We start from the raw sequence: 15,969 nt of genomic DNA, 5'->3' as shown, positions 1-15,969 counted from the left end.
TTAAGCTTCCTTGCTAGGGAGCACGAGCAGGCGGTGGCAGTACGGGCAGTGCGTAATCTCACTGCCGTCGTGGTTGAGGTCGCTCATGGACGATGCCTGCAGCGCGGTGTGGCAGACCGTGGGGATGTTGCCCTGGATGGTCTCGACGGCCAAGCCGCGGAACTGCTTGAGCAGACGCTCGTAATCGGTGAGCACGTCGGCCGGCAGCGTGGCGGCAAGAGCGGTGCGCTCCTTAGTGGCGGCTTCGATCTGAGCCTGCAGGTCGGCAGCCTTGGCGCGGGCGGCCTTGGTATCGGCCTTCACGCCCTCCTCGAACTTGGCGATGATTGCCTGCGCGCGAGCCTCGCGGTCGAGCGCCTCTTTGTGGGCGATGACGACGTCCTTGCGGGTGTGCTCAATCTTGTCCAGACGCTTGGCCAGGGTGGCGAGCTCGTTCTCCAGGTCCTGGACCTCGCGGTAGTCGGAGCCGTCGACGTGGCGCTTCTTGGCAGCCTCGATGGCGTTGTTCGTCTGAATCTCGGTGGTGTTGAGATCGTCGAGCTCAATGTCCAGATCCTTGCGCTGGGCGTAGAGCTTGGTCATCTCGGACTTGAGCTTCACATAGGTCTTGCGCTTGGAAGCGAGCTCCTTGAGCTCCGGCATATTGGCAAGTTCGCTTTTGTTGCGGGCGAGCTCCAAATCGATCTGTTGCAGCTTGAGTAGCGTAGCGCCGGCGCTCATAAGTTCTCTCCTTTTGTCACAGTCCACCATTGGCAAGGGTTCAGTATTTTAATCGCATGACGGGGGTCGGCCCCGGCGTCAACTGCAGAGTTCATCAATATATCAACGAACGGCTCCTCGGAGCGGTCGTGGCCGAGCAAGATCACCGGCAGACCGCGCAGAGTGAGGTCCTGTGCCGCGTGGTAGCCCGCCTCGCCCGTCACGATGACATCCGCACCGGCGGCGATGGCAAGCTCGCCAAAGTCACCCAGCGAACCGCCCAAAATTGCGATGGTTCGGCACGGGTGATCGGCCTCGCCCCACACGCGCGGGTCGCTGCCAAACGCCGCTGCGGCGCGTGCGGCAAGGTTGCGCAGGCTGCAGGGGTCGTGGAGGGTCGCGAGTACGCCCAGTCCGCAGGCCTCGGGGTCGTCCACGTGCTCCAACGAGCTTGCGGGCGCGGCGTCCAAAAGCCTACTTAGGCAGATACGTGCCTCGTGCGAGCGGTCCAGGTTGGTGTGGAGCGAGATAATGCTCACGCCGCAACGGGCTGCCTCGTAGAGCGCCGCGCTGCATTGGGGGCGCGTCGCGCCGGGCGGGCAAAACGCCTCGGGCGCCTTGATATAGATGGGATGATGCGTTAGCAGCACGTTGGCGCCGGCCTCCAGGGCGCAGTGCACATTGGCTTCGGTCGCATCGAGTGCGCAGGCAACACCGGTAATCTCCGCGGCAGGGTCGCCGACGGAGAGTCCTACATGGTCCCAACTCTCGGCATTGGTCTTGGGATAGCGTGCCAGCAGGGCGCGCTCAAGCTCGGCGACGATCATGCGGCGCCTACGATCGAGAGCAGCGTCTGGGCAAACTCGTCCAGATCGTCCGGATTCACGCGGTCGTCGAAGGAGATGCGCAAGGCGCCCAGCGCCTGTTCGCGGCCGATGCCCATCGCGCTGAGCACGTGGCTCGGGTCCATGCTGCCACTCGAGCATGCCGAGCCTGCCGACACCTCAAAGCCGGCGGCGTCGAGCTTGATGATGAGTTCCTCGGAGTCCATGCCGTCAATGTAGATCGATACCATGCCGGGCAGACGGTCGGCTTGCGCGTAGTCACCCATGGTGGCGTGAATGCGCGGGTGGGCCGTAAGCGTGGCGTAGAGCTTGTCGGAAAGGGTTTGCAGCCTCGCGCGCTCCTGAGCCACATGGGGCGTCAGAGACGAGGCGGCAGCGGCAAAGGCGAGCTGCGTGCGCAGGTCTTGCGTGCCGGCACGACGACCGGCCTCCTGTCCGCCGCCGAAGATGCGCGCGCGCAGCGGCGTGCGGCTCTTAAGGTAGAGTGCGCCAGATGCCACGGGGCCACCGATCTTGTGCGCGGCAACGGTCATGGCGTCAACTCCCAGCTCGGTGACATCGAGCGGAATATGCAGATAGCCCTGGATGGCATCGGTGTGGAACAGGGCGCCGGCGGCGTGTGCGGCAGCGGCAAGCTCGCGGATGGGCTGCACCACGCCGGTCTCGTTGTTGGCAACCATGATGCTCACGAGCGCGACGTCGCCGCCGAGCAAGTCGCTCAGCGCGGCAGGCTCAATGTAGCCCGCGCGGCAGGGCTGCACCAGGTCGACGGAAAAGCCGGCGGCGCGCAGCAGCGGCAGGTTGTCCAGAATCGAATCGTGTTCGATGGCAGATACGATCACGCGGTTACGTTTACGGTCGCGCTGGCGGGCGCCTTCGGCAAGACCGAGGAGCGCCAGCTGGTTGGCCTCGGTTCCGCCGTTGGTCAGTACAATCTCGGACGGGCGAACGCGTGCGCCAAAGCTACGGGCGATCTCGCGACGGGCGACTTCCAGGCGTGCGGCGGCCTTGCGGCCAAGCGAGTGCAGCGAGTTGGGGTTGACGCCGGCAAGCTCGCTATCATCGTACTCGCGCTGCGCAAGGCGCGCCTCGGCGCGCATAGGCGTCGAGGCGGCGTAGTCAAGATTCACGGGTATGCGGTTTTGACCTGCGGTCATAAGGGTTTATGCCTCCTGTGCAGCCTCGTTGCCCAGCTTCTGAAGCAGCGCAACCTCGGCAGCGGGATCTTCGGACTTAAATACGGCGGAGCCGGCCACGAGGACGTTTGCGCCGGCCTTGACGACCTCGACAATGTTCTTGGAAGAGATGCCGCCGTCGACCTCGATGAGGGGTGACACGCCGTGGCGCTCGCACATGGCCGTAAGCTCGTGCAGTTTGGCAATGGTACCGGGAATAAAGCTCTGGCCGCCAAAGCCGGGGTTAACGCTCATGAGCAGCACCATGTCGACGACGTCGATGATGCTCTCGAGTACGCACACGGGGGTGGCGGGGTTGAGAACCACGCCGGCCTTGACGCCGCGCTGCTGCAGATGCGTGAGCGTGCGGTGCAGGTGCGTGGAGGCCTCGTAGTGCACGGTGATCATATCGGCACCGGCATCGGCGTACCAATCAACCGTCTCGTCGGGGTTCGACACCATCAGGTGCGCGTCGACCGGCACGTCGGTGGAGCGCTTGACGGCCTTGAGGATGTCAACGCCAAAGGTGAGGTTGCCGGTAAAGTGACCGTCCATAACGTCGAAGTGCACGTAGTCGGCACCGGCGATCTTGTCGAGTTCGCCCTTGAGGTTGGCCATGTCGGCCGAAAGGACAGACGGAGCGATTTTGATGGAACCCATGGTAGAAGCCTTTCTGCGCTAGTCGGTGAGTCCGTAGAACTCTTGAGAAGGGACGCGATCGGTAAGAATCTCGAGTGCCCTATCCAAAGTAACACCGTTGTAGAGCGTTTGCTCCACGGCAAAGGTGAGCGGAATGTCTACGCCCAGTGAACGGGCAAGCTCACTGACGCTGCGGGCCGCGACGGCGCCCTCGACCACCATATGCGTACGTGCCTGGTACTCGTCGAGCGAGACGCCGTGGGCAAACTCGTAGCCAAAGGTGCGGTTGCGCGAATGCTCGGAGGTGCAGGTGGCAATGAGGTCACCCATGCCGGCAAGACCCATGCAGGTCATGGCTTGACCGCCGCGGGCGTGCACCAGACGGCTGATCTCGGCCAGGCCGCGCGTCATGATAAGGGCAAGCGTGTTGTCGCCCGCACCAGAACCGGCGGAAATGCCGCACACGATGGCGATGACGTTTTTCATGGCGCCGCAAACCTCGACGCCGGTCATGTCCTGCGACAGGTAGATGCGGAAGGCCGTGGATAGGAGCAGGTCCTTAAAGGTCTCCCCTACCTGCGGATCTTTGCTGGCGATGACGGCGGCAGAAAGCCCGCCGCGGCAGATTTCCTCGGCATGGTTGGGACCCGAAAGCGCCGCCACACGCGTCTCGTTGCCGATCTCGCTGGCGATGACCTCGCTCATGAGCAGGCCAGACTCGGGCTCGATGCCCTTAGTGAGGCAGAGCACTGGGGTGTCGTCCGCGATGAACGGCGCCGCCTGATGGCACACGTCGCGCAAGTGCGTGGAGGGCACGGCAAAGATGATCGCATCGGCACCGTCGAGCGCCTGGGCGAGCTCGGTCGTTGCCACCACGTTGTCCGGCAGCTCGTATCCCACCAGATAGCGCGGGTTGCGGTGCTCGCCGTTAATGCCGGCGGCCGTCTGCTCGCTGTGGGCCCACATGGTCACGCGCTCGGCTCGCGCGGCGGCAAGGCCGGCGACGGCGGTTCCCCAGGAGCCAGAGCCAATCAGCGCAACATTCATGACTCTCTCCTACTTATCGTCGGGCTCGGTGACGCGCTTGGTAAACGAGAGCTTGGACTCCTTACCGCACGTGAGCTTTTTGATGTTCGCGCGATGGGCCCACACCACGGTGATGCCGATCATCGCCATGCAGAACTTGAGGCCCAAGCTGCTGTATGGAAAGACCGCGCAAGCGGCGATGGGAAGTCCGATGGCAGCGGCAAGCGAGCCCACCGACACATACTTGGTGATGGCGACGGCCACGATAAACATGCCGAGCAGAGACAGGCCAATAGGCCAGTACCAGGCGAGGATGACGCCCAGGCCAACCGCGATACCCTTGCCGCCGTGGAAGTTAAGGTAGGGCGAGAAGATATGGCCCCACACCGCTGCCAGGCAAATGACGCCGAGCATCCAATCGCCGGGGGCTCCGGGCGCCATGATGCTTACGGGGAAGCCATAGCCCAAGTCGGCAATGAGCGGACGCGCGATAAGGACGCAGATGGCGCCCTTAAGGCAGTCGAGCAACAACGTGAGCGCGGCCACCTTAGGGCCGGCCACGCGCAGCGCATTGGTTGTGCCGATGTTGCCGGAACCCGCCTTGCGAATGTCGGTGTGGTTGAACACGCGGCCCAGGATCAGGCCAAACGGAATCGCTCCGATAAAGAACGAGACCACGGCGCAGATGGCGGTCAGCAGAATCGGATTATGCATCCTTTTGCTCCTTCTTCCTAAAGAAGAGTCGAATGGGCGTGCCGGCAAAATCGAAGGTCGAGCGCATGCGGTTCTCCACGTAGCGCTGGTAGGTGTCGTTGACCAGATCGCTGTGGTTGACGAAGAACGTGAACGTCGGCGGATTGACGCCCGTCTGAGTCACGTAGTGCATGCGCAGGCGGCGCTTGCCGTCCACCACGGTGTGGCCGAACTCACGTAGGTCGGTGAGGAACGTGTTGAGGCGCGAGGTGCTAATCTTCTGCGAGCGCGTCTTTTCGGCGGCGTCGACCATCGCCCAGATCTTCTCGACGCTGCGGCCAGTGAGGGCAGAGATGCGCAGGTACTGGGCCCAGGGAGCCATGACGCCCAGACGGCGGTCGATGGTCTCCATGCAGGCCTCGCGCTTGCGGTCGTCGTCGAGCAGGTCCCACTTGTTGAGCAGCACAACGATGGCACAGCCGCGCTCGATGGCAAGACCCATGACCTTCTGGTCCTGTTCGGTAACGCCCACGGAGGCGTCGACGACGAGCAGCGCCACGTCGGCGCGGTCGATGGCGCGCAGGCCGCGGACCATCGAGTAGTACTCGATGTTCTCGTACACGGTGCTCTTCTTGCGGATGCCCGCGGTGTCGACCATGCGGTAGTGCTTGCCGTTGCGCTCCACGACGGTGTCGATGGCGTCGCGCGTCGTGCCGGCAATGTTGGACACGATAGAGCGGTCGGCGCCCAGGATGCGGTTGAACAGCGAGGACTTACCGGCGTTGGGGCGGCCGATGATGGCCACGTTCAGCGCATCGGGGAACTCATCGGCGACCTCGTCCTCCTCCTCGGGCAACAGGGCCACGATGTCGTCGAGCAGGTCGCCCGTGCCGTGGCCATGCAGGGCCGAGAGCGGCGTGGGCTCGCCGATGCCGAGCGAATAGAACTCCCAGATGCTGTCGTTTTCGCGATCGGGGTTGTCGAGCTTGTTCACCAGCAGAAAGACCGGCTTGTCGCAGCGCTTGAGCATGCGGGCGACCGACTCGTCCTCCTCGGTGACGCCGGTGCGGCCATCGACCACAAACAGGATGACGGCGGCTTCCTCGGCGGCGGCAAGGGCCTGGTCACGGATGGACGTGGCGAAGACGTCATCGCTCTTGAGCGGTTCGATGCCGCCCGTGTCGACGATGGTGAACTCGCGGCCGTTCCAATCGGCCGTGTGGTACGAGCGGTCGCGCGTGACGCCGCGGGACTCGTGGACGATGGCGTCCGAGGTCTGGGCCAGGCGGTTAACGAGCGTGGACTTGCCCACGTTGGGGCGTCCGACGACGGCGACGATAGGTTTCATCTGCTCTCCTTTAATGGGTAGGGTCAGTGGAAGTGTTAGAGTCTGCGGGCACAATGCCAAGGCTGCGCTCCAGGGTATCGAGCAGCTCATGCGGCATGGTCGATACCACATGAACCTCGGCGCCGCGACTGGCAAGGCTTGCGAGTAAATCGTCACGATGATACTCGTCAAGCGTCATGCCGTCAGCGTTGAACATGAGCTTAGGCACAAAGAGCATAACCCCCGACAGATCTTGGGGCAGCTGCTCCAGAATGTCACACGCGACGATGAGGCCGGTCACGTCAACGTTGCCGCCAAAGTAGCGGTTCTTGATGGCTGTGACGGTGCCGCCGAGACCATGCGGCGACTCCACAAAGCGCGCCACGGTGTCGCGCGCGCTGGCGCCCGAGAGGCACAGCAGGTGCTGGCCACGGGCGGCGATGGCCTCGCGGACGCGGGCCAGTCGCTCGGCATCGGTAGCCAGCACGTCGTCGGTCTCGTCCAGATACGAGCGGATCATGCCGATGCCGTCGTAGTACTGCGGATAGCCGTCGTAAAAGTCTGCCTCGGGAGGATCGATGCCGGCGTCCAGATAGAACTCGTCGCTCATCTGGAAGGTGTGGCGGCCAAAGCGTTCGTAGGCACGATCCTGGTAGGGACGGATCATGGCAATGGTCTCGCGCGCCAGTTCGGGCTTGTCGCTGTATGACCAGCTAAAGCGGTTTTGGTGTTTGGTAAAACCGAGCGGCACAATGCCCAGGCTTGTGATTTGCTCGTGCTCCTCGCAAAAGCGCAGGGTCTTTTCCAGCTCCTCGCCGTCGTTCATGCCGGGGCACAACACGATCTGCGCGTGAATCTCGATGCCGGCGGCCATGATGGTCTCGAGTACGTCCATGCCTCGCTGGGCGTTACGGCCCATCATACGACGGCGGACGTCGGGGCTCACAGCGTGGACCGACACGTTCATGGGACTCATGTTGCGCTGGATGACGTTTTGCACGTCCTCGTCGGTGAGGTTCGTAAGCGTGACAAAGTTGCCTTGCAAAAAGCTTAGGCGATAGTCGTCGTCGCGAATATAGAGCGTGGAGCGGCCGCCCTTGGGGAGCATGGTCATAAAGCAGAACACGCAGGCGTTGACGCAGGTACGCATGCCGTCGAAGATGGGGCCATCGAACTCCAAACCCCAATCCTCGCCGGGAAAGCGGTCGAGCTCGACGGGGGTGACGGTGCCGTCGCGCGGGTCGAAAACCTCGAGGTCGACGGTATCATCGTCGGCCTCCCAGAGCCACACGATCATGTCGGTGAGCGCCTCACCGTTGACCGTGAGCACGCGCATGCCCGGCTCGATACCCACATCCCACGCGGGCGATTCGGGACGCACGTTCTTTACGAGCGCGCCCTCACCCGGCTCGGGGTCGCGGCTGCGCCCGTAATCGGCCACCTCGGCGGCGTATGCGGGTACGGTCTGGTCCATGGTTAGCGGCAAAGCTCCTTGATGCGCTCGACGGCGCGCTCGATGTGTTCTTGCGGGGTGGAGGCTCCGGCGGTGATGCCGATGTGGTGAGCGTCGGTAAACCACGCGGCTTGGAGCTCAGAAGCTTCCTCGATGTGATACGTGCGCTCGCAGGCGTCTGCGCAAATCTGCGCCAGGCGGCGGGTGTTGCCCGAGTTCTTGCCGCCCACGATGACCATGCAGTCGCAGCGGTTGGCAAGTGTGGCTGCTGCCTGTTGACGCTCACTCGTGGCGGCGCAGATGGTGTTGATCACGCGCAGCTCCTGCACGCGCGGGGTGATAGCAGCCACGACCTCGGCCAAGTTCTGCGCAGTCTGGGTGGTCTGCACAACCAAGCCCACTTTACCCTTGAGCGGCAGCGCGTCCGCATCGGCAGCGCAGCTCACGACCTGCGCGTCATCGCCGGCGTGGCCCAGGATGCCCTCGACTTCGGGGTGGCCCGGCTCGCCCACGACGATCACGCGGTAGCCCTCGCGCACCAGGCGCTCGGCCGCCACGTGGACCTTCTTCACGTAGGGGCAGGTGGCGTCGACGACGTTAAGGCCACGCTCGCGAGCGGCATCAATGACCTGCGGCACCACGCCGTGGGCGCGGATGATCACAGTGCCCGACGTGGCGTCGTCCAAGGTGTCGGCCAGACCGACGCCTGCCTCGGCGAGCTCGCGTACCACGATCGGGTTATGGATGAGCGGACCCAAGGTATGGACCTGAGTGCACTCCCCTGCCTGCGGCGCAGCGGCCAGCGCCATATCGAGCGCACGCTGTACGCCGTAGCAAGTGCCGGCGTGGGCGGCGATCTCGATGGTAGGCTCGGTTGCCTGGTCGGACGCGGTCACGGCAGTGTTCGTCACGTTCTCGCTCATGGCTAGAACCTGCCCGGATGCTCGGCGCACAGCTCGTCTCGAATGGCGTAGACGCGGTTCATGGCCTCGGACTCAAACCAGGCCAGGCGCTCCGTACGCTTAAGCCCGGCCGGTGCGTCCGAAAGCGAGACGGCCTTGCCGGCACGAATCCAGCACTTCTTGGGACGCATGAGCTTTTTGCCCGCGGGCGTGATGTCGGACCAGCCGCAGATGGCGAGCGGGTTGACGGGCGTCTTGCCCATCTGAGCGATGAGCGCAAAGCCGCCGTGGACCTCTGGCTTGATCTCGCGCGAGCGGATGCGCGTGCCCTCGGGGAAGATCAGGACGTCCTCGCCGCGCTGCAGCGCATGCTGGGCGGCGCGCAGGCACTTCATATCGGCAGTACCGCGCTCCACGGGGATGCCGCCAACGCGGCTAAAAGCCCAGCGCACAATCTTGCTCTTGGCGAACTCGGACTTAAAGATAGGGCGAATGCGGCGGCCGCCAAAGAACAGCGCCGTCTCCACGGCCAAGAGCTCAGCCATCGAGGTGTGGTTGCAAATGACCACGCTGCCGCGGCCTTCCTGGCGCTCAAACAGCAGGTCAGCGTCCTCGACCTTCCAGCGCCACATGAGCTTGGAGAAGGCCCACAGGATGGCCATGACCACGACGACGGTGCCGCGGATGAGCGCCGGGAACTCGGCATAGGGGGCGTTGTAATAATCCTCGGGCGTCTGCTTAAACAGGCGCATGGGCTACCTCCTTTGGTTGATGAGGTCCTCGATTATCGAGACGACCTCGTCGATGGTGTGGGCGGTGGAGTCAACGTGCACGGCGTCCTCGGCGGGCACGAGCGGCGCGACCTCGCGGCTGCTGTCAAGCTTGTCGCGCTGCTTAAGGGCGTCGAGGGTCTCGTCGACTTTGGCCTCGAGTTGCGCGGGCGTGAGCGGCTGGGCGTCGTTTTGGTAACGCTGCAGCACGCGGCGGCGGGCGCGCTCACGCGGGTCGGCAGTCAGGAAGACCTTGACCTGCGCGTTGGGGAACACGACGGTTCCGATGTCGCGACCCTCGGCCACGATATCGCGGTCCTCGGCGGCGCGGCGCTGGTGAATGAGCATGGCGGCGCGCACGCCCGGGTAGGCCGAGACCTTGGATACGTTGGCGTCGACCTGCGGGGTACGAATGGCGGCCGAAGCGTCCTGGCCGTCAATGGTCAGGCGCGTGTCCTCGCCGGTGCCGTTGGTAAAGCGAATCTCGATCTGCTCGGCGAGGGCGTCGATGGCCGTCTCGTCGTCCAGATCGATGCCGCGGTCGAGCGCGGCGAAGGTGACGGCGCGATACATGGCGCCCGTGTCGAGCTTGTTAAAGCCTAGCTGGCGGGCGATCTCCTTGGCGATGGTGGATTTGCCGGAACCGGCGGGGCCGTCGATGGCGACGATCATGCAATGCTTCCTTTCGATGGTTGACATGCTTGTATGGTTCGCGGGCGCTGGGGCGCGGCGGGTTGCCTAGCCTGTGTAGCGCTCGCGGTAGGTGTTGCGCTTGGGTGCGGAGCCGTGGCTGCCGTGGTGACGCGCGCGGCTGGCGGGCGTGTCTTGGTGCTTGCCGCCGTTGCGCTTGGCGCTCGCCTGCTTGGGCGGGATGCCGCCCGCTTTAAGGATCTGCACCTCGCGGTCGGTGAGCTCGCGCCACGAGCCCTTGGCCACGCCCTCGAGCTCAAGGCCGGCAAAGTTGCAGCGATGCAGACGGATTACCGGATGGTGAATCTTGCTCAACATGCGCTTGACCTGGTTCTTGCGGCCCTCGCGGATGATGACCTCCACGGCGGTGGTGCCGGGCTTTACGCCTTGTGGTGCCACAGCCTCTGCCTCGCGCGCGTTGATGACGCGGCAGATCGCCGGCTGGCACAGGCCGTCGTCGAGCTCGATGCCACGGCGGAGCGGTTCCAAGTCGCGATCGGTCAGGTGGCCGTCCACGAGTGCCTGGTAGGTCTTAAAGACATGCTTGCTGGGGTGCAGCAGGTCCTGCGACAGGTCGCCGTCGGTGGTAAAGAGCAAAAGGCCTGTGGTGTCGCGGTCCAGGCGGCCCACCGGGAAAAGTCCCGGATAGCGGTCGCGGGGGACCAGGTCGGCCACGCAAGGGCGCTCCTGCGGGTCGCTCATGGTAGTGAGGTAGCCGGTCGGCTTGTAGAGCATCAGGTACACGGCGCCCTGGTTGAGCTTGACGGGCATGCCGTCGACCTCGATGTGATCGTGGTCGACATCGACCTTGGTGCCCAGCTCGGTCGCGACCTCGCCGTTGACGGTCACGCGGCCGGCGGTCATTAGGTCCTCCGAGCCACGGCGGCTCGCCACGCCCGCGCGCGCCAAAAAGCGCTGCAGGCGCATGGTGTGCGGATAGACGGGCTGTGCGTCGGTTGCGGGTACTGCGTTGCCCATGGCGCGCGTCTCCCCTACTTCGTTAGTCCTCGTCATGCAAATCCTCCGAGGTCTCGTCGACGACCAGGGTTTCCAAGTCCTCGACTGCCTCAACATCTTCAACATCGGTATCGAGCAGTTCGCGCTCTTCGTCCAGGTCCTCGGCCTGCTCCTCGAGCGTGGACTGAATGCTGCGGCCGCTCAGGCGCTCGCGGATAAACTGACGCGACTGCTCGTCGGGGGCAAACTGCTCCAGGTCGGGCAGGTCACGGGTGGAGCGCAGACCGAACTTTTCCAAGAAGGCGTTGGTCGTGCCGTAAATGATGGCCTGACCGCGCTGGGGGTCTCGGCCGAGCTCGCGGACCAGGCCCTTGTCAACGAGCGATGCGATGACGCCGTCGGAGTTGACGCCACGGATGCCCTTGACCACCTCGCGCGTCACGGGCTGGTGGTATGCGATGACGGCCAGTGTTTCGAGCGCTGCCTGCGACAGCTTTTGCGTGTCCCAGCTCAGCACATAGGCCTCGACCACGTCGTGGTAGGCGGGATGCGTAAACAGGCGCCAGCCGCCGGCGACCTCGCGCAGCTGAAAGCCGCGGTTGGCCTCCTCGTACTCAACCTTGAGCTCGGCGAGCAGCGACGCGCACTCACCGGGGGCGATATCCAGTGCGCCGGCGAGCGCGGGCGCACTCACCGGGTCGCTCGACACCAGCAGCAGCGCCTCGAGGGCGCCTTTGAGGCTGTTTGCCTCCAGCGTGGAAAGGGTTGACATGGTTGCCGCTCCTATTCGGTGAGCTCGGGGCCCTCGCCGGGCACGTATGCCTCGGCGCCCTCGACGCGGTTGATTTGAATGGTTCCAAAGATCTCGTCCTGGCTTAGCGTGAGCGAGCCGCGCTTGGCGAGCTCCAGCATGGCCAAAAAGGTGACGACGAGCTGCTCGGTGGTGGCGTCGCCGTCCAGCAGCTCGCGGAAGGTGCAGGTTTGGTGCGCCATGGTAAAGCGGTCGACTGAGGCCACGGTCAGGTCGAGCGGCACGCGATGCGGCGCCACGTGCTCGGCCTCCAGCAGGAAGGTCTGGCGCTTGCCGTCCAGGTCGGCACAGATAACGGCCAGGCCGCGCAGGGTGATGCCAGCCAGATAGTCGGGCATGAGCCCTAGGAACTCGGGGTCGGGGCCGGCCACACGCGGATGCATACGGCTTTCGGCCTGCATGCGGGCACCGAGGGCCGCAGCCGCGCCTTTAAACTGCTTGTAGGCAATCAGGCGCTGGATCAGGACCTCGCGCAAGGCGTCGCCGTCGAGCGCGCTGAGTTCCTCGAGGTCTTCGTCGAACTCGTCATCGTCGTCATCGACTTTGCGCGGCGTCTCCTGCGGCACCAGAGAGGCAGCCTTGATGTCCAGAAGGGTTGCCGCGACCAGCAGAAAGTCGCTCGCCACGTCCAGGTCCAGCGCCTCGATGCGCTCGGCCTCGGCAAGGTACTGTTCGGCCACCTCGCTGATGGAGATGGCGCCGATATCTACTTTTTGGCGGGTTACCAGCTGCAGCAGCAGGTCGAACGGTCCGCTGTAGACCTGCGTCGACACGCGATACGACATCTTCGACCTCCTTTGACGGCGCCTTCGCGGCGCGGTTTGGGTGCATATCACGACCGTTTTGCACGGTCGACCTGTAAGTTTACCTTAGATGCCGGCGATTGCGAAGTTGAGCAGCTGCTCAGCAAGCGGATACACGGTAACGTCGAAATAGCGGCCGATTACATCGATGCCGGTCCACATAGGCAGCAGGTACAGCACCAGGATGAGGATGGGCATAGCGTATTGCTGCAGACGGTAATAGTTGTTGAGTGCCTTGCCTTTGAGGAAAGGCACGATGATCGACGAGCCATCGAGCGGCGGGATCGGGATGAGGTTGAAGAACGCGAGTGACAGGTTGACCACGATAAACGTGGCGCCGAAGTTCATGATCTGTGACGCCATGGCAAAGGACATGCCGGTATAGAGGCTGCCATATGCCGCGTGCATGAGGGCGGCAGCGAGGCACGCGAGCGCGATGTTCGATGCGGGGCCGGCTGCGCTCACCAGGACCTCGTCACGCTTGGGGTGCTTGAGGTTGTTAAGGTAGACGGGCACGGGCTTGGCGAAGGCGAACACCGGGCCGCCGGCCGCGAGCATGAGCAGCGGCAGGAGAATGGTGCCAAACGGATCGATGTGGTTGAGCGGGTTGAGCGAGACGCGTCCGCGCGAACGGGCCGTCTTATCGCCGAGTGCCCAGGCCGCGGCGGCGTGTGCGCTCTCGTGGATCACGATTCCCACGATGACGGCGACGGCGCTGGCGAGCAGGTTCATGAGGTAGCTGCTGGACATAGCGCTCCCCTAGCGGACGCGACGCGAGGCGCGCGTGAGCAGGTAGTCGATCACAAACAGGATCACGGCGACGATGGCGTAATCCAGACGGAACACGCCGCCAAAGGGCGACGTGATGACGCCATAGCCGGCGATGGCGCTCGGCAGTGCGCGCGAAAGCTCAACGACAAAGCCAACGATCTGCAGCTTGGCTGTGAGGCCGCTAAAACACAGCAGCACGGTCATCGCGCTCATAAAGATGCCGCAGATGCGACAGGCGATGGCGATGATGCTCATCGCCACGACAGCGGCCTTACGAGAGTTCACGCGCGGTCTCCTCTTCGATCTGGGTGGAAAGCTCCAGCCATTCGTCCTCGAGCTTGGGTAGCTCTTGCTTAAGGCCGTTATATTCCCCCAGCGCGGCGTTGAACTTGTCTTGATCGGCATAAAGCTCTTCGCTTGCCATCAATTCCATAAGCTCGTCATAGCGGGCACGCTTTTTGTCGAGCTCCGTCTCGATCTTCTTGAGCTGGTTGCGCACGCCCTTGAGCTTTTTATTGAGCGCTGCGCGGGCTTGGGCCTCGGCGCGCTTTTGCTCCTTGGTCTTTTTGCCCTCGGCGGGTTTGGGGGCAGCTGCGGGGGTGTCGGCCTGGGCGGCGCTGGCTTTGGTGGACTTGGCCGTGGCCGGCGCACTCTCCCCTGCCGTCTCGGCGGCGGCATGGGCTGCGAGGTCCTCGCGCTTGTAGAGGTAGTAGTCGTAGTCGCCGTCATAGACCGTGACCTTGCCATCGCGGATGTCGATCACGCGGTTGGCCACGGCGCGCACCAGGTGTTCGTCGTGGCTGATCAGCACGATGGTGCCGGGGAAGTTTTGCAGGGCGTTCTCGAGCATGTCCACCGAGTCGATGTCTAGGTGGTTGGTGGGCTCGTCCAGGCACAGGAGCGCCTCGGGGGCCACGAGCATCTTGGCCAGGGCCAGACGCGCTTTTTCGCCGCCGGAGAGGACGCGAACCTGCTTCTCGATGGAATCGTTGTCGCTAAACAGGAAGGCGCCCAGTAGGCTGCGCTGCTGCGGCACGGTCCACTTGGGCGTGACGGTGTCAATCTCTTGCAGGACGGTATTGGACTCGGTCATGCCCTCGAGCGCGTGCTGGGCGTAATAGGCCACGCCCACGTTGGTGCCCAGGTCGCGGGTGCCGGTGGTGGGCGGCTCCAGTCCGGCGATGATCTTCATGAGCGTGGACTTGCCGGCGCCGTTGGGGCCGACGAGCGCCACGTGCTCGCCGCGGTAGAGCTTGAGGTCGATATCGCTGTAGATGTGTTTGTTGCCGTAGGACTTGGAGACGCCCTCCAGGCCCACGACCATATCGCCGGAGCGCGGCGGGTCAGGGAACTTAAAGTCGATGTGCTTGTGGCCCTCGGGCAGGATGACGAGCTCCCTTTTGATCTGCTCGATCTTGCGGATGCGCTCCTGAGCCTGGGCAGCCTTGGTGGGCTTGTAGCGGAACTTGTCGACGAAGACCTGCATATGGGCGATGTCGCGCTCCTGGGCGGCGCGCTTGGCGCGCATCTGCTCCAGGTTGTCCTCGCGCTGCTTGAGGTAGCTACTGTAGTTGCCGGTGTAGGTGGTCACGCGGCGGTTTTCGAGAGCGGCGACATGGTTGACGCAGGCGTCCATGAAAGCGCGGTCGTGGCTGACGATGAGGACGGCGCCGTCGTAGTTGGCGATAAAGCCGCGCAGCCACTGGACGCTTTCGAGGTCCAGGTGGTTGGTGGGCTCGTCCAGCAGCAGCAGGTCGGGGTGGCGCAGGAAGAGCTTGGCGAGCGCGATACGCATCTGCCAGCCGCCCGAGAACTCGGAACACGGGCGCTCAAAGTCGGTGACCTTAAAGCCCAGGCCGGACAGGATTTTGCGGGCGTTGCTCTCGAGCTCGTAGCCGCCCAGGTGCTCAAAGCGGTCCTGGACCTGGCCGTACTCGTTGAGGAGTGCGTCGACGTCCTTGCCCTGCTCGGAGAGCTCGGTGATCTGGGCCTGCAGCTCGTTAGCGCGCTCGCCCATGCGGCGGATTTCCTTGGCGGCGGCCATGACCTCGGCGAGGATGGTGGTGTCCTTTTGTTCCAGATTAGTTTCCTGCTCTAGGTAGCCCACCTGGCAGTCCTTTGCGTACTGGACCTGGCCGGAGTCGGGACTGTCGATGCCCATGATGATTTTGAGCATGGTGGTTTTGCCGGCGCCGTTGGGGCCCACGAGCGCGAAGCGCTCGCCGGGGTTGATCTGGAAGGACGCGCCGCTAAAGAGGACGCGTGCGCCGAAGCTTTTTTCGATCTTGTCGACCAGGAGGATCATGCTGCCGCCTTTGACCTTGTGTGCCTATATGAAAAAAGGCCCCAACTTGCGTTGGAGCCTCATTCAATGCTCGGGTGGAGACGAGGGGGATCGAACCCCTGAC

The 15,969-nt window shown here is 63.9% G+C and carries 17 protein-coding genes; all 17 read right to left on the bottom strand.

Features of this window, described 5'->3' with window-relative positions; translation table 11 throughout:
• On the bottom strand, positions 1-720 hold the full coding sequence (locus AB5Z14_RS09205; protein ID WP_368131153.1) for a zinc ribbon domain-containing protein: 720 nt from the start codon (positions 718-720) through the stop codon (positions 1-3).
• A complete protein-coding gene (locus AB5Z14_RS09200; protein ID WP_368131152.1) occupies positions 717-1,526 on the bottom strand; it encodes a Nif3-like dinuclear metal center hexameric protein in 810 nt (269 codons plus the stop codon). Before AB5Z14_RS09200 ends, AB5Z14_RS09205 begins: the two co-directional genes overlap by 4 nt.
• Positions 1,523-2,701, bottom strand: a complete 1,179-nt coding sequence (locus AB5Z14_RS09195) for a cysteine desulfurase family protein (protein ID WP_368131151.1) — start codon at positions 2,699-2,701, stop codon at positions 1,523-1,525. Before AB5Z14_RS09195 ends, AB5Z14_RS09200 begins: the two co-directional genes overlap by 4 nt.
• 6 nt (positions 2,702-2,707) lie before the next feature.
• Positions 2,708-3,379: a ribulose-phosphate 3-epimerase gene (gene rpe, locus AB5Z14_RS09190; RefSeq protein WP_195404949.1), complete on the bottom strand. Its 672-nt coding sequence runs from the start codon at positions 3,377-3,379 to the stop codon at positions 2,708-2,710.
• Positions 3,380-3,397: 18 nt separating this feature from the next.
• Positions 3,398-4,405: an NAD(P)H-dependent glycerol-3-phosphate dehydrogenase gene (locus AB5Z14_RS09185; protein ID WP_368131150.1), complete on the bottom strand. Its 1,008-nt coding sequence runs from the start codon at positions 4,403-4,405 to the stop codon at positions 3,398-3,400.
• A gap of 9 nt (positions 4,406-4,414) precedes the next feature.
• The gene (gene plsY, locus AB5Z14_RS09180; RefSeq protein WP_368131149.1) at positions 4,415-5,098 is read right to left on the bottom strand and encodes a glycerol-3-phosphate 1-O-acyltransferase PlsY; all 684 of its coding nucleotides are present in this window, start codon (positions 5,096-5,098) and stop codon (positions 4,415-4,417) included.
• A complete protein-coding gene (gene der, locus AB5Z14_RS09175) occupies positions 5,091-6,425 on the bottom strand; it encodes a ribosome biogenesis GTPase Der (protein WP_006236029.1) in 1,335 nt (444 codons plus the stop codon). Before der ends, plsY begins: the two co-directional genes overlap by 8 nt.
• Before the next feature lie 10 nt (positions 6,426-6,435).
• Positions 6,436-7,878, bottom strand: coding sequence for a DUF512 domain-containing protein (locus tag AB5Z14_RS09170; RefSeq protein WP_368131148.1), 1,443 nt, complete (start codon positions 7,876-7,878; stop codon positions 6,436-6,438).
• A gap of 2 nt (positions 7,879-7,880) precedes the next feature.
• The gene (locus AB5Z14_RS09165; protein ID WP_368131147.1) at positions 7,881-8,780 is read right to left on the bottom strand and encodes a 4-hydroxy-3-methylbut-2-enyl diphosphate reductase; all 900 of its coding nucleotides are present in this window, start codon (positions 8,778-8,780) and stop codon (positions 7,881-7,883) included.
• Positions 8,781-8,782: 2 nt separating this feature from the next.
• Positions 8,783-9,511: a lysophospholipid acyltransferase family protein gene (locus tag AB5Z14_RS09160; protein ID WP_368131146.1), complete on the bottom strand. Its 729-nt coding sequence runs from the start codon at positions 9,509-9,511 to the stop codon at positions 8,783-8,785.
• Positions 9,512-9,514: 3 nt separating this feature from the next.
• The gene (gene cmk / locus AB5Z14_RS09155) at positions 9,515-10,201 is read right to left on the bottom strand and encodes a (d)CMP kinase (protein ID WP_368131145.1); all 687 of its coding nucleotides are present in this window, start codon (positions 10,199-10,201) and stop codon (positions 9,515-9,517) included.
• Positions 10,202-10,267: 66 nt separating this feature from the next.
• On the bottom strand, positions 10,268-11,233 hold the full coding sequence (locus AB5Z14_RS09150) for a pseudouridine synthase (protein ID WP_438265669.1): 966 nt from the start codon (positions 11,231-11,233) through the stop codon (positions 10,268-10,270).
• On the bottom strand, positions 11,220-11,948 hold the full coding sequence (gene scpB / locus AB5Z14_RS09145; RefSeq protein ID WP_089571912.1) for an SMC-Scp complex subunit ScpB: 729 nt from the start codon (positions 11,946-11,948) through the stop codon (positions 11,220-11,222). Before scpB ends, AB5Z14_RS09150 begins: the two co-directional genes overlap by 14 nt.
• An 11-nt stretch (positions 11,949-11,959) precedes the next feature.
• Entirely contained in the window at positions 11,960-12,772 is an 813-nt protein-coding gene (locus AB5Z14_RS09140) for a segregation and condensation protein A (RefSeq protein ID WP_368131144.1), read from the bottom strand.
• A gap of 84 nt (positions 12,773-12,856) precedes the next feature.
• Positions 12,857-13,540: a site-2 protease family protein gene (locus AB5Z14_RS09135; protein WP_368131143.1), complete on the bottom strand. Its 684-nt coding sequence runs from the start codon at positions 13,538-13,540 to the stop codon at positions 12,857-12,859.
• A 9-nt stretch (positions 13,541-13,549) separates the two neighbouring features.
• Positions 13,550-13,846: a hypothetical protein gene (locus AB5Z14_RS09130; protein ID WP_368131142.1), complete on the bottom strand. Its 297-nt coding sequence runs from the start codon at positions 13,844-13,846 to the stop codon at positions 13,550-13,552.
• Entirely contained in the window at positions 13,833-15,866 is a 2,034-nt protein-coding gene (locus AB5Z14_RS09125; protein WP_368131141.1) for an ABC-F family ATP-binding cassette domain-containing protein, read from the bottom strand. The genes AB5Z14_RS09130 and AB5Z14_RS09125 overlap by 14 nt, the downstream gene beginning before the upstream one ends.
• Between the last annotated feature and the right edge of the window lie 103 nt (positions 15,867-15,969).

It is taken from the genome of Collinsella aerofaciens (assembly GCF_040910265.1).
In the GTDB taxonomy this organism is placed as follows: Bacteria; Actinomycetota; Coriobacteriia; order Coriobacteriales; family Coriobacteriaceae; genus Collinsella; species Collinsella aerofaciens_BK.
The sequence above is the reverse complement of the archived record's forward strand: the minus strand, read 5'-3'. Positions and strand labels throughout refer to the sequence as shown.